This is a genomic window from Brevibacillus choshinensis (assembly GCF_016811915.1).
GTDB lineage: Bacteria > Bacillota > Bacilli > Brevibacillales > Brevibacillaceae > Brevibacillus > Brevibacillus choshinensis_A.
Genome location: NZ_CP069127.1, coordinates 2377371 through 2391267, shown reverse-complemented (window position 1 = coordinate 2391267; position 13897 = coordinate 2377371). Strand labels below are relative to the sequence as shown.

At 52.2% G+C, this 13897-nt stretch carries 16 protein-coding genes; 1 reads left to right on the top strand and 15 read right to left on the bottom strand.

Annotation, left to right across the window (positions count from 1 at the left end; translation table 11 throughout):
• Window positions 1-20 precede the first annotated feature (20 nt).
• The 8 genes from JNE38_RS30625 to JNE38_RS12200 all read right to left on the bottom strand — a co-directional run bounded on the left by JNE38_RS30625 (window position 21) and on the right by JNE38_RS12200 (window position 5686).
• Entirely contained in the window at window positions 21-530 is a 510-nt protein-coding gene (locus JNE38_RS30625; RefSeq protein WP_238933632.1) for a hypothetical protein, read from the bottom strand.
• A 348-nt stretch (window positions 531-878) separates the two neighbouring features.
• On the bottom strand, window positions 879-1571 hold the full coding sequence (locus JNE38_RS12230) for a glycosyltransferase family 2 protein (protein ID WP_203356798.1): 693 nt from the start codon (window positions 1569-1571) through the stop codon (window positions 879-881).
• Window positions 1558-2115 (bottom strand): copper transporter, encoded by a 558-nt coding sequence (locus JNE38_RS12225; RefSeq protein ID WP_203356797.1) that lies wholly within the window; start codon window positions 2113-2115, stop codon window positions 1558-1560. The genes JNE38_RS12230 and JNE38_RS12225 overlap by 14 nt, the downstream gene beginning before the upstream one ends.
• Window positions 2116-2127: 12 nt before the next feature.
• Complete coding sequence (steA, locus tag JNE38_RS12220; protein ID WP_428993724.1) at window positions 2128-3246, bottom strand: putative cytokinetic ring protein SteA; 1119 nt, start codon at window positions 3244-3246, stop codon at window positions 2128-2130.
• A 164-nt stretch (window positions 3247-3410) separates the two neighbouring features.
• Window positions 3411-3590: a DUF2759 family protein gene (locus tag JNE38_RS12215; protein ID WP_203356795.1), complete on the bottom strand. Its 180-nt coding sequence runs from the start codon at window positions 3588-3590 to the stop codon at window positions 3411-3413.
• A 147-nt stretch (window positions 3591-3737) separates the two neighbouring features.
• Window positions 3738-4514, bottom strand: coding sequence for a class I SAM-dependent methyltransferase (locus tag JNE38_RS12210; protein ID WP_203356794.1), 777 nt, complete (start codon window positions 4512-4514; stop codon window positions 3738-3740).
• Window position 4515: 1 nt separating this feature from the next.
• Window positions 4516-4890, bottom strand: a complete 375-nt coding sequence (locus JNE38_RS12205; RefSeq protein ID WP_203356793.1) for a VOC family protein — start codon at window positions 4888-4890, stop codon at window positions 4516-4518.
• A 1-nt stretch (window position 4891) separates the two neighbouring features.
• A complete protein-coding gene (locus JNE38_RS12200) occupies window positions 4892-5686 on the bottom strand; it encodes a class I SAM-dependent methyltransferase (RefSeq protein WP_203356792.1) in 795 nt (264 codons plus the stop codon).
• A gap of 99 nt (window positions 5687-5785) precedes the next feature.
• On the opposite strand from JNE38_RS12200, the gene JNE38_RS12195 reads away from it, so the two are divergent.
• On the top strand, window positions 5786-6652 hold the full coding sequence (locus tag JNE38_RS12195; protein ID WP_203356791.1) for a LysR family transcriptional regulator: 867 nt from the start codon (window positions 5786-5788) through the stop codon (window positions 6650-6652).
• Here the strand turns inward: JNE38_RS12195 and JNE38_RS12190 are convergent.
• From JNE38_RS12190 to JNE38_RS12160, 7 genes are all read right to left on the bottom strand, one after another.
• Complete coding sequence (locus tag JNE38_RS12190; RefSeq protein WP_203356790.1) at window positions 6649-7512, bottom strand: metallophosphoesterase; 864 nt, start codon at window positions 7510-7512, stop codon at window positions 6649-6651. The two genes, JNE38_RS12195 and JNE38_RS12190, sit on opposite strands and share 4 nt — an antisense overlap.
• Before the next feature lie 3 nt (window positions 7513-7515).
• Window positions 7516-8082, bottom strand: coding sequence for a beta-class carbonic anhydrase (locus JNE38_RS12185; protein WP_203356789.1), 567 nt, complete (start codon window positions 8080-8082; stop codon window positions 7516-7518).
• Window positions 8083-8306: 224 nt separating this feature from the next.
• Complete coding sequence (gene spo0A / locus JNE38_RS12180) at window positions 8307-9095, bottom strand: sporulation transcription factor Spo0A (RefSeq protein ID WP_203356788.1); 789 nt, start codon at window positions 9093-9095, stop codon at window positions 8307-8309.
• A gap of 257 nt (window positions 9096-9352) precedes the next feature.
• A complete protein-coding gene (spoIVB, locus tag JNE38_RS12175; protein ID WP_203356787.1) occupies window positions 9353-10693 on the bottom strand; it encodes a SpoIVB peptidase in 1341 nt (446 codons plus the stop codon).
• Window positions 10694-10810: 117 nt separating this feature from the next.
• Window positions 10811-12535, bottom strand: coding sequence for a DNA repair protein RecN (gene recN, locus JNE38_RS12170; protein ID WP_203356786.1), 1725 nt, complete (start codon window positions 12533-12535; stop codon window positions 10811-10813).
• 15 nt (window positions 12536-12550) lie between these two features.
• Window positions 12551-13000: a transcriptional regulator AhrC/ArgR gene (gene ahrC, locus JNE38_RS12165; RefSeq protein ID WP_203356785.1), complete on the bottom strand. Its 450-nt coding sequence runs from the start codon at window positions 12998-13000 to the stop codon at window positions 12551-12553.
• Between the two features lie 5 nt (window positions 13001-13005).
• Window positions 13006-13863, bottom strand: coding sequence for an NAD(+)/NADH kinase (locus tag JNE38_RS12160; protein WP_203356784.1), 858 nt, complete (start codon window positions 13861-13863; stop codon window positions 13006-13008).
• Between the last annotated feature and the right edge of the window lie 34 nt (window positions 13864-13897).

The following is a 13897-nucleotide window of genomic DNA, read 5'->3' as shown; positions in this document are numbered from 1 at the left end:
TTCAGCCTGGTTCTTCTTTTTCATTTCGGCTCTGCCGGTCGCCCCCACCTGTCGATGCGCTCCAGCCAGCCATGCTTTTCAATCAAACTCGAAATCGAGAAGAATTCCGCTACGATGTGCAAGAGGATGAATACCAGAAGCAGGAGTGCCTGAGCGCCCACAGGCGCGCTGACGACAAACATGTACCCGGCGCAAAACCCCAATGCGTTTGCCCCCGTATCCCCCAGCATGATGCGCCCGCCGGCATCGTGCCGAAAAAACAGGCACGTCGCTACCAGCACGGGCAGCTGCCAAAGCACGTGGACATAGCTGCTGGATACTCCTCCTGTGCAACACCCGATGACCATCGCCAGGGACAGGAGCAGCCAATACACTTTGATGGCTCTCACGGGTCGCAGGTCAAACAGATTAAGCAGGTTGGGGGAGATTGCCAGCAAACAGGCAGCAAGCATCCCCGACCAAACATCGGAAACCCCGAGCCCCCATGCAATGACGACCGCGGTGCTTCCCCCTCCCCAGACTTTCCGCATTCCACTGGTGATTCTCCGCTCCTTCCACAGCGTCCCAAAGTGACCTCGAAACCCTTTGGTCTGCTGATCTGTCGAGCAATCATCCTGCCATCCCAAAGGGCTGTCGCCAAGAGTCCTGCCCCGAGCAGCATTCCTTCCTTCCCGTCAGACGATGCGGCAATGACATATCCCAGCATGAAGAGCATCGCAATGATGGACGAAGCGACGAGAATGACTCCTCCCCCGTTACCACTTCAAGCCCTCGATAATTCAACCGACGCATCCCACGCCTACTCAGCTTCTTCCGAGCGTAGGCAAATAACGGGCGATGAAGCATTACTGGCGTGACGAGTCCAATCGCAGCTGCTACTAGCCATTGCGGCTCCATCGATTTCCCTCCCACCATTTCCGGCACAGCGTACGGCTGATCGCGACGAATTCCTTTCCGCGATGACAGTAGCCTGGCCAGTCGTTTCCCGTCTCGCGATGCGAAAATGACACGGGTATCTCCTGAACGCGGTACCCGGCTCGGAGAGCATCGACAGTCAGGCCCACCTCAACTCCAAAGCCTTTATCGAGCTTGCCCATCTGCTGAAGGATTTCTCTGCGAATGGCTCGCTGACCCGACAAAGGAGCAGCCGCCTCAAATCCGGTCAGCATGCGGATGCCGTGATGAGCAAGTCCCTTTGCCAGCCCCATTCCTGCTTGTAACCGAGGAGGCGGGAGGACAGCTACAGCCATATCGCACTCATCCTTTAGCACAGGCGACAGCAAGTGAGCGGCCTCGGCTGCACTCTCACGCAGGTCTCCGTCCAAGAGCATGACCACATCGCCTTTTGCCAGCTGCCAGCCTGTTTGCAAAGCCGTTCCTTTCCCGCGGTTTACCGGAAAACGCACTACGAGGTCAGCCCATTTCTTGGCCAACTCTCCCGTCCCATCCACACTCCCATCATCGACAACAATGAGCTCCTGACAAAAAAATCGTTCCCGTATGGCACGCAGTGTAGCCCCGATTGCATCACCTTCGTTGTAGGCCGGGATGACCACACTAACTTTTTTCATGCTCCACCCTCATTTCCGTCAACATTTTCTGCACTTTTTCCAGAAGAGCCCACTGTTTGGCAGGTGAATCAGGCATCTGCTCGATTTGCACCCAGCGACGGGGAGACGGCAATTCAGACAGCCAAGCTGGTTCGTTGCGAGCGAACACCAGGAGCAGTCCATTTTCCAGTGAGTCTCCCTCCTGGTACGGAATCACATCCACGCCGACAGATCGCAGCAGGCGCGTGATGGAATCAGGCTGAAGACCAGGCTGGTTCCAGACAAACACCCTGCTTCCGGACAGGTCCTGTGAGTAACGCATCGCCATGAGGTGTATCACTTCCTCATTGCTGCGCTCGACTTCCATGAGCAAACGACTCATTTGCTGCTTGAGCTCATTGTTGCTTTTCAGGGCCCTATCATATTTTGCCTCCATCTTTGCCAGCACTTCCTGTTCGCCGACCGTGAACCAGGAATGCCCAGCCATGCCTCCCAAGAGGATCCCTACCCCCATTGCGCAAAAGACAGCTGCAAGTGATAAGAGGTGATAACGAAAAGGAATCATACATCCGCCTCCCTAATAGGCCCAAGTACGCCATTGCGTCCACAGCATTTGGGCAGCATGACGGGCTACGGGATTGATCACCAGCGCAGCTCCCACAGGAGTCAGCATGGCGGCCAGGCACCAGCCCCATAGCTTCCACGACCAGCGTGGTTGATATAGCTGGTTGACTCCTTTGGCATCGATCAGCTTTGTGCCGATTTTGGTTCGGACTATCAGCGTGCTCGCCATCCCTTTTCGCCCTTTTTCCAGAAAATCGATCATATTGGTGTGCGTGCCGATCGTGACAATCAGCTCGGCTTGTTCTTCATAGGCCAGCAGCATCGCGACATCTTCACTGGTCCCTGGGGCAGGGAGAAGATGATAAGGTACGCCGAGCTCCTGCACCCTGCATTGCCCGGGGGCTCGCCCATCCGCAAAGGCGTGGACGACAATCTCCGCACCACATAGCAAGGCCTTGTCAGAAACGCTGTCCATGTCTCCGACGATTAAATCAGGGATATACCCCGCTTGCATGAGGGCATCCGCTCCGCCATCCACCCCTATCAGTACAGGGCGGTACTCGCGTATGTACGCATGCAATGTCTGTAAATCTTCGCGATAATGCTTCCCGCGGACGACAACCACGACATGCCGATCATCCATGCGGGTGCGCAAGGGAAGGCGGCAGAGCGGCTTTAAAAAAAGATCCTTCTCGCGTCCGGCATACTGAAGGGTATTATCGATAAAGCGTGAGAGCGTCTCGTCGAGAGATCGGTTGGCCTCCAGCCACTTGGCCTGTATATGTTCTTCGGTGACTGCCTCAAGGGGAATGCTTTGGCATTCTCCCTGCCCAGCGTGAATGATCAGCTGATCGTCTTCAATCCTGGCCTGGCAGCCATCGAGTTGTTCAATCAGTGTAACGTCATAGAGCCTTAGCGGGACTTCGAAGAGCTTGATCCCGTCCTGTAAAAGTTTGCGCGCCCCTTCTGCCGGATATTTACCCGTCATATAGGGTGAGAGATTAATGACGACTGATACGCCCGCATCCTGCAACGATCTAGCAGCCATCTCATCGACATCGGGATGATCGATGAGCGCAATATGGTCGGAGTGAAGCCGTTTGCAGAGCAATTTGGTCTTGTGATCCGCCATGATCACAGACGTGTACGTAAAGGCGCCCGTTTTTTTTCGCTTGATCACCCGCTTCACCTCCGCCTTTAGTATGCTAAAAATTTCCTCGGCCCATGCGTAAAACACGAAAAAGAGGCTGCGCATCTCGCGCACCCTCTCTTCAGACTTCCATTCTTTGTTTGCTTCTACGCAGTCGCTTTGGTTGCGTAGTAAATGATCAGTCCATCGGCAAAAAGGAATACCAGCAAAGAGATAATCCCGAAACCGATTGCAAACTTGTTTTTCGCTTTGAAAGAGCTCACACAGCCCCAAGCGATAAAAAACGTGAAAATAAACATGAGGAAATCAAACAGAATCACTTTCATAAGGTCGACAACTCCTTTACCAAGATGACGCAAACCGGAATACAATGGCAATTCCATTATATAGCTTTGCCAATTATGAAACAAGCATATCCAAATTTGTGACAGACGATTTCACAATTAGGTTCATGATTGCTTCCCTAGTTTGCCTCAACCTTTCACTCCTATCCAAATTGTCCAGTGATCTTGCTCCTCTATGTTTTGTTGATGGGAAACCTTTTCTCCGATATGCTCCACAAGCTGCTGCAGCTCTTCATCCGACAGCTCATGCAAAATGGAGCGCCCTGTCCTCGCCAGCAGATCGGTTTCCAGTTCGGACCACGCCTCATAGGTGCGCCTGACTTCCCACAAGGCGCGGGTGTCAACCTGGACAAATCCGTTTTTTCGCATCGTTTCCCGCACGCTCTCATCCTCTGGCCTTCTTCGCGATTCCTTGGCTAGCAGCTGTGGGAATTTTTCCAGAAAATATCCTCTGAAGTGGCTGGGGGAAGCCGGCATCAGAACATCCTTCATGGTACGGTCCTGCACGATAAGGATCCCCCCTGGAGACAGCAGGCGAAAAGCTTCTTCAAAAAATGGGTCGAGCTCAGGCAGATGATGGATCAGTGCACGTGCAAAGACGATATCGGCACTGCCCGCAGGCAGCCCGGTAGCGTGCGCTGCTCGGCGGATAAACTTGATTCGCTCGTCACCCCGGCAATTTTCCCACGCAGCCTTGAGCATGACTTCGGAAAAATCCGCACCGATCACGGATTCAGCCCCCAGCTCTACCCACGCTTTGCAATAGATCCCTCCTCCACAGCCGATGTCCATTACTTTTTTTCCTTTTGGATTGACGAGGGAACGCATAGCTTGGAGCCAGGTTTCATCCGCTGCTCTTCCTATGTACGCGCCTTGATTTTCTTCCGCATGAAAATCAATCCCCATTTCACTTCGCCTCCATAAATTCCAATCGGTTGCCAAACGGATCCTCTGCGAAAAAGCGGATCAAGCCTGGGATTTCTTCGTCGATTCGGATCGCGACTCCCTTCTCCTCCAGGTGTTTCATCAATCCCTCAATCTGGTGAACCAAGAAAGCTGGATGAGCCTTTTTAGCTGGCTGAAAGGCTGCTTCTACGCCAATGTGAATCATCTGCGGGCCGCATTGAAACCACACGCCCCCGCGCACTTTCAGTTTTTCCGGTTTAGGGACCTCTGTCATTCCGAGCAAATCCCCAAAAAATCGTCGTGCTTCTTCCTCGCAGCCAGCTGGAGCCGCCAGTTGCACGTGATCAATGCCCATCCATTCAAATGCGTTACCCATCTCAATGATCTCCTCTCGTTTTTTGATAAAGCACCATCCATTCTTCAATCTGATGAGTGCGTACTCTGCCATTTTCCACTGCCATTTCCAGATAGGCTTTTTGCTGTTCCGTTGCCTGCAGCAGCTCATTTTCGACCGCTTCTTCTTGCTGCAATGACTCTGAGGTTCGTTTCGCCCATTGCGGAAAGTCGAATTTTTTCATGCGATGCCGCTGCATCCTGCCAGCCAACCCATGCTTCTCCATGAGGCTTCGCCATTCGCCCGGCGATAGACAGCGCACGTGGCTTGGATCGCGCAGCTTTTCAATTTTATTCATAAATGCGGCCAGATCAGGATCATCAGGGGCCACATTATCAATCAGGAGAAAGCTTCCCCCTGGTCTCAGCACGCGACTCACTTCACGGACAAAGGCATCCGGATCCGGGAAGTGGTGAGCAGCAATTCGACACGTTACAGCGTCAAACGCTTCATCGAGGAATGGCAGTGCTTCTGCATCGGCCTGCACGTAAAGAATGCCATCGACATCTTGTTCGCGATTCGCCCGGCTGGCTGCCTCCAGCATGGGACGCGTCAGATCCGTCGCCACTACGAGGCCCACATGGGGTGCCAGCTTTCTGGCTACATGCCCGCCGCCAGTCGCAATATCGAGAACCGTCCAATTTTTTTGAGGCTGCATCCAAGGCACCAACAGATCCAAGTCATCGCCTTTCGCATGCGTCTGGCTTTGGACGTATTGCTCGGCGTTTCTTCCGAATTGTTCTTGAACCGCCTTTTTGACTTCATCCTTTTTTACCATGAAGAACACCTCCTGCCACTATCTTATTCCAAAAATCACCTGCCTTGTTATAGAATGTTGCTAACAAGATATCGAACAAATTGCTAAGGAGCAGCTTACATGGATAAAGAGAGTCTTGAAGTGTTTTTAACCATCGCTCGTCATGGATCGATCAACCGGGCGGCGCAGGCTTTGTTTCTCGCGCAGTCAACCGTTACGCACCGACTCAAGCAGCTGGAACGCCAAATTGCTACTACACTCTTTGTACGCACCGCGTCCGGGGTCTCCTTGACAGCGGAAGGACGCCGATTGCTTCCCATCGCCGCCAATATCGTCGAACAAATGCGTTCGTTTACCGAGAAAAAAGAGCAGCGTCAATCCATGAACATCGTGGCAGGCAAGGCTTTCATTGCGTATGAGCTGCCCCGGTTGATTGGGAAGTATCGTCAGGCCAACCCGCAGTTTACCTGTTACGTGCGTTCGACCTTATATGAAGAGTCCCTCAATGCCTTGCTGACGGGGACAGCCGATATTGCCTTTCTCGGAAGCGAGATGTATCACCCGCATATTTACCAGGAGTTTTTGCCGAGCGATCGCATCCTGTTGGTCACTGCGCCTGAGCATCCATGGGCAGAAGGCTTCCCCGGTTTTCCAGAATGGGGTACGGAAGAAATGATCCTCTTTGGCAACCATACGGCACCTTATCGCCAGCGCATCGATCACTTTCTCGCTCAGCATGGCGTCTTCCCAAATGTCATCATGGAGCTGGACAGCTTTAGCGCCGTCAAAAAAATGGTGGAGCAGCGGCTCGGGATCACCATGCTGCCCGAGCGAACCGTTCGGGAGGAGATCGCAACTGGAACCCTTGTTGCCCACGACATCGCTGACGGACAGCTCCTGCGCCCCACATTGATCGCCTATTTGCATCCAAAAAAAGAGGACGAAGCTTTTCAGCAATTCGTCCACTGGATGAAAGAAGCGTATTAACGCAAGGTAAGCACGGTTACTTCCGGTCTGCAAAGGAACCGGATCGGAAGGATGGTCGTGCCAATCCCTCTCGTTGTGTACACTTGCATGTCCTTTTTCTCTACCCGGTACAAGCCTTGCACGTATTTTTGCGAAAGCTTGGGCGTCAATATCGGTCCAATCAACGGGAGTCGGACCTGCCCTCCGTGACTGTGACCGGATAATTGCAAATGAATTGGGAAAGCCGCTGCCTCCTGAGCGAAATCCGGCTCGTGTGCGAGCAGAATGACGGTATCCCCTGCAGGAATCTCTGCGACCGCCCGTGTCAAGTCAGGTACACCAAACAACACGTCATCCACACCTGCGACACAAAGAGCGCTGCCTTGTTTCTCCACTCGAATATGCCGATTGTCCAGGACCTCGAATCCACTGCTGGACAGTGCGTCACGCACGACATGCTGCTCCCGCATGCGATAGTCGTGATTGCCCAGAACGGCGTATTTGCCAAAAGGAGCTCGCAGCTGCCGAAGAATCGGGACGACAGCAGATAGGTAGCGTGTGCTCTCATCCACCAGATCGCCTGTAAAGCAGATCATATCCGGACGCTCCTGCATGATGAGTTCGACTACATGCCTGACGTCCTCAGGCTCGCAGTAATGGCCCAGATGAAGGTCGCTGAAATGCACCAGCTTCATACCTTTGAACGTTTCGGGAAGACTCGGCACTTCAATGGGAACTTGCGTGACTTCGATCCACTTTCGTTCCCAGCCATAGCTGTACAAGCAGGCAACCGCTCCAAGGCCGAGAAGTCTGAGGGCCGCTTGGAACCACTTATGCAGTAATGTCTTTCGAGAAATCGTTGTGACCTTTGGATCTCCCATCCACTACGCTTGATCGTATCCGTTGACGACCACGTCGAGTCTGCCGGTCGCAGGGTCGATCAGCAATCCGTGGACAGCCACGCTTTCCGGCAGCAGCGGATGGTTTTTGATCGTTTCGACGCTGTTTTTGACACTGTCATCTACACAATCAAATCCGCGCAGCCACTGATTCAGATTGATGCCAGCGTGCTGCAAAGTCGAGAACGTTTGAGGAGATACGCCTTGTTCCATCATTTTCTGCATCGTACGGCTGCTGTCCATGGCACTCATCCCGCAATCGTAGTGTCCGACCACCATGACTTCCGCTGCATTGAGCTCATAGATTGCCACCAAAATACTGCGCATGATACTGCCAAACGGGTGGGAGACGATCGCACCCGCACTTTTTACATGCTTGATGTCCCCGTTTCTCATATTCATCGCTTTCGGTAGGAGCTCCTCTAAACGCGTATCCATACAAGAAAGGACAACTAACCGTTTATCAGGAAATTTGGTTGTCTGGTATTTTTCATATTCTTTATTCTCCACAAATTGACGGTTGAATGCGAGAATCTCATCTAGGTTGCGCATCAATTACACACCTGCCTCACTCAGAATAGTTTCTCCTCTATTTTACATGTATATCCTGGTCGTTCAAGCGTTTGCGACATTTTCATGAAAGAATCTGCTCTCTATCATGCCTACGATGTGAGCTTCCTTTCAGGAAATAAAAGTACCCTGTCCTTGGTGGTCGTAACCAAAAACAGGGTAGTCACATGCATCGCAGCAAATTAGCGCTATTACGAAGACAGGAATTAACTGATCTTCGCTTCAATCCGCAGCTTGTCCGCCACCATCGCGATGAATTCGGAGTTGGTCGGCTTCGCCTTGGTATTGGAGATCGTGTAGCCAAACAAGCTGGAGATGGAATCCAGATTCCCGCGGGACCAAGCCACCTCGATCGCATGGCGAATGGCGCGCTCTACGCGGCTGGCTGTTGTGTTGAACTTTTTCGCGATGTCCGGGTACAGGACTTTGGTGATCGAACCGAGGAGCTCCACATCGTTGTACACCATGGTAATCGCTTCACGCAAATACAAATAACCCTTGATATGTGCTGGAACACCAATTTCATGGATAATGCTGGTGATGCTTGCGTCCAGATTACGTCCTCTCACTGCCAGAGGAGCTTGCTGCTTCACTGACGAAACAAAATTGGAAGCAGGCTTGGTCGAAATCATTTGACGAATGCGCTGTGCCAGTACCTCCATGTCAAACGGCTTGAGGATGTAGTAGGCAGCACCCAGTTCTACCGCTTTTTTCGTGATTTCTTCCTGTCCGAATGCAGTCAACATAATAATTTTGGGTTGCGGAGAAAGACGCATGGCCTGGATTTGTTCCAAAACAGCCAATCCATCCAAATGCGGCATAATAATATCCAAAATCAGAACATCGGGCACACGTTCTTGGAGCAGTCGAACTACTTCGTTACCGTTGTACGCTACGCCTACGACATTCATGTCATACTGGCTACTAATGTACTCTTCCAACAGGTTTACAAATTCGCGGTTATCATCTGCCAACAACACTTCAATCTTGCTCAAAGTCGTTCCTCCTAACAATGGACGATCTTTTGGAAAGAAGGTGGCATCTCAGAGGTCTATAATCTAAAAGGATCAGTCCAAGCCATTCTTTTCACTTCTAAACCAATTCGACAAACCGAAACCCTTTCCTGCCAATGACGAAAGATTGAATGATTTAAGTGATATTTCGACAAAGAATACGTCCATTTGTCAGATGCCTGATGGGAATGAATGAAAAAGCCGCCTCGCTTATCGTAGCGTGACGGCTCGTCTCTTTTTCAGGCTGCAGTGTCCGTGTTTGATTTTGACTGCGAATCAGGATTCTTGCGGACGTTTACTCCGGCGTCCTGCAGCATCCATTCGATGTAACAACCATAACCAGACGTTGGATCATTGACAAAAACATGGGTGACAGCTCCGACGATTTTCCCTTTCTGGATGATCGGGCTGCCACTCATTCCTTGAACAATCCCGCCCGTTTTTTCCAGGAGACGTTTGTCCGTCACTTTAATGATCATGCCTTTTGTGGCAGGAAAGTGCTGCTTGATGACATTGGCAATTTCGATATCGAATTCCTCGACTTTTTGCCCATTCACCACAGTCAATATTTTTGCCGGACCTTCCTCTACCTGTTCGGCGAGCGCCACCGGCAGCGGCTCGTCATAGAAGCTTCGTTTTGGTTCATCCTTCATCTTGCCGAAAATGCCAAATGGCGTGTTTTTCGTGATATTCCCCAGAACTTCACTTTCATTGTAGAAACGGGCAAACTTTTCACCCGGATTTCCACTCTGACCTTTTTCAATGGATGTCACGCTTGCTTGCACGATCTGCCCATCTCCGACGACGATCGCCTGACCCGTATCCACATCGGAAATCACGTGTCCCAGTGCACCATATGCTTTGGACTGGGGATCATAAAAGGTGAGCGTGCCTACCCCAGCGGCAGAGTCACGAATGTACAAGCCCATCCGGAATTCGTTGTCTTTTTTGTCTTTGGCGGGATGCAGCGTGAGATTCAGCTTTTCTTTTCCGCGTACGACGAGGAGTTGAACCGGGTGATTTTTCTTTCCTGCCTCATTGATCATCCGCTTTACATCATTCATGTCGTTAATGTACAAATCATTCATTTTGACAATTGTGTCTCCCACATGTACCCCAGACTGCTCACCAGGTGAGTACTTGGTCTTACCATCGTCCACCAGATGGTGACCGACGACGAGGACACCAGCTGTCTGCAGCTTCACGCCAATGGATTGACCGCCCGGATAAATGCGCAAATCGGGCAGTACATTGACTTTTACTGCTGTCAGCGGGATGTTTCGCCATTTCACCTGCAGCCTTGCTTCGCCAGCCCGACGAGGCTCGACGGACATTGGCTTGCTCAGATCAACGGACACTTCACGCGCCTGCGTCCCATTGACGTGCAAAATGTCGGGGTTGCTGTTGACAAGAGTGCCCATTACTGGCACGGAGACGCGCAACTGTTCGAGGCTCCCTTCCATCATGCGAAGTTCATGGGGAAAGGATGACAGATCGCGGAACGGGGTGGAACTCACGACTAGGGCCGTGATGAGGAGAAGGAAACTTCCCATCCATTTTCTTTTGTTCTGTCGGATCACCAGCAATCACTCCTACCGTTCCCTACCTACACCTATGTGACACCTCCACCTTGTGTACCTTTAATGTTGCCTCCAAGGAAGCGGATTATGTCAGGAAAAAAAGACTGCCAACATGGATCAGTTGACAGTCTTTCTTTCGCGCCCGAGCAAAATCATTTCTCTGGCATGTTCTTCTGTTTTCGCCGTGACTTCTGCGCCGCTCAGCATGCGTGCAAGCTCAATGACACGTTCGTCCTCAGACAGCCTGGTGACGATGGTCATGGTCTCGTACTCGCTCATTTCTTTTTTGATGAGGAAATGGGCGTCTGCCATCGAAGCTACCTGTGGCAAATGGGTAATGCACAGCACTTGGCGTTTCCCGGCGACACGCGCCAGCTTTTCCGCGATTGCCTGTGCGGCTCTGCCGCTCACCCCTGTGTCTACCTCGTCAAAAATGAGCGTCTCCACCTGGTCTGTTCCCGCGAGGATCGTCTTGATCGCGAGCATGACCCGAGAGAGCTCACCGCCAGAAGCGATCTTGGCTAACGGACGAAGCGGCTCGCCTGGATTGGGGGAGATGAGAAACTCAATCTGATCCATCCCGTTCGCGTCCACGTGCCGTTTGATGCCTTCAATCTCGACCCCGTCGTCATCCGGAGTTTGTCTGACATCAATGGCGAAGCGGGCACGTTCCATATGAAGCTCCTTGAGCTGCTGCTCGATTTCCACCGCCAGCTTTTGTGCGCATTCCTGACGGATCACAGACAATTCGAGCGCTTCGACAGCCAAATCGGCCGCAAGCTCCGCGAGTCGTTCCTGAACCTGCTGCAACCGGTCCTCGTAGTGATGCATTTCATCCAGCTCATCTGAGATGGTCGCGGCGTACTCGAGTATATCATCTACGCTTTTTCCGTATTTGCGCTTCAGCGACTGGATCTGATCCAGACGGCTCTCGACCTCCGCCAGCTGGGCCGGTTCGAAGTCCATCTGATAGGACAGCTGCCGCAGCTGGTGAACGACGTCTTCGATCTGGTAATACGCGCTTTGCACCGTTTCCAGAATCGGTGTCAGCTGTTCCTCGTACCCCGCCACGCGCTCCAGCTCACCCATGGCGTGACCCAGCCAATCCATCCCCCTCTGATCCCCGTACAAGGAGCGATACGCATCCTGGATCGATGAATAAACCTTCTCAATGTTCATCCACTTTTTGCGCTGCTGCTGCAGCTTTTCGTCTTCGCCTGGCGCGAGCGCCGCTGATTCGATCTCATTCAACTGGTATTGCAAAAGATCGATTCGCTGCACCAGCTCCCGCTCATTGCGAGCCATTCGATCCAAGTCCTGCTTCGTTTTGCGGAATGCCGTGTACAGATTGGTGTACTCGGCCTTCGCGCTCCCGAGAGCAGACTCCCCATAGGCATCCAGCCAGTTGATGTGCTTGTCCGCTTGCATCAGCATATGCGTATCGTGCTGTCCGTGCACGGTCACCAGCCAAGGCCCCAGCTCCCTCAGCATCGCGAGGGTCACCAGCTGTCCGTTCAACCGGATGATGCTTTTTCCCTGATTGGAGATATCCCTCCGCACAACCAGCATACCGTCCTGCTCGATTTGGACACCGACGCTCTCGCACACCGCCAATGCCGGATGACCCGTTGGCAGTTCAAACAGCCCTTCGACCTCGGCACGCGCCTCGCCGTAACGAACGAAGTCAGCAGACGCTCTGCCTCCGAGCAGCAGGCCTAGTGCATCGATGATGATGGATTTCCCTGCACCCGTTTCACCGGTGAGGATATTCAAACCCTTTTGAAAGGAAACCGTAACCGATTTGATGATGGCAAAATTACGAATGGAGAGTTCTACTAACATGGCAAGCGACCACCTTTACAGCATTTCCATTAAGCGCTTTGTCACTTCATCGGTATTTTCCTTGGAACGGCAAATGATGAGGATCGTGTTGTCCCCGCTGATCGTGCCCATGATTTCTTCCCACGGGAGGTTATCAATCAGCTCGGCTACCGCATTTGCATGTCCCGAAAGTGTCTTCAATACGATAAAGTGATCCGCCTTGTCGATGCTCATAAATGAATCGACGAGCATGCGTTTCAATTTTTGCAGAGGATTAAACTTTTGCTCGGTAGGAACTGAGTATTTGTACCTTCCGTCTGGCAGCGGCACTTTTACGAGGTGCAACTCCTTGATGTCTCGGGACACGGTTGCTTGCGTCACATTAAATCCGGCCGCACGCAAACGCTCCACCAGCTCGTCCTGGGTCTCTACCTCCACACTGCTGATGATGTCCCTGATCCGGATATGTCGTTGCCCTTTGTTCATATGATTTACTCCCATTCCCCTTGTAATTTCGTGCGAATTGCTTCGAAAAAGCCACCTGTCCTCCACTTGATCAGCGGAGTTACGTGAGGCGACTTCTTAATGTAGATTTGATCGCCGCCCTCAAGCCTGTAGCCGAACTGTCCGTCGATCGACAAGCCCATTTCCTGATGGACAGCATCCACGTCGACTCGGATCACTTCATTACCGGAAAGCACCATCGGCCGCGCTGTAAGGGAATGCGGGGCAACCGGTGTCAGTAATAGCATGTCCACATTGGGCGCTACAATCGGTCCACCTGCCGACAAGGAGTACGCAGTCGATCCGGTCGGTGTCGAAACGATGACGCCATCTCCACTGAAGGTAGCGATATACGCATTGTCCAAATAAACGGCACACTGTATGATCCGACAGAAGGAGCCTTTCGCAATCCCGATGTCATTCATCGCTGTATACGTTCCCAACTGCTCTTCTTTGCGGACGAGAGTGGCTTCCAGCATGGTGCGTTCTTCAATATCATATTTGCCTGACAGAAGATTATCGACTGCATGCGGCAAGTCCTCTGGCTCTGCTTCCGACAAAAAGCCCAGCGTCCCCAGATTGATCCCCAGTATCGGCAATGAGCGTCCCGCCAGCTGGCGAGCAATCCCCAGGAGAGTTCCGTCTCCGCCGAGAACACACACCAGATCGGCATGCTTCCCGATGTCTTCCACTGTCGTTCCAAGTTCGGCACGTCCCAGGTCAGATGAGATGTTTTCATCCAGAAAAACCTGAGCACCGCGCGCCTCGATCAAATACAGAAGCTCTCTTGCAACTATCCGGGCCTCTGGTTTCCCTTTATTCGCTATGATTCCAATTTTCTTCACATGGTCCACCCCAAACTGGTTGGTTGGAAATCCT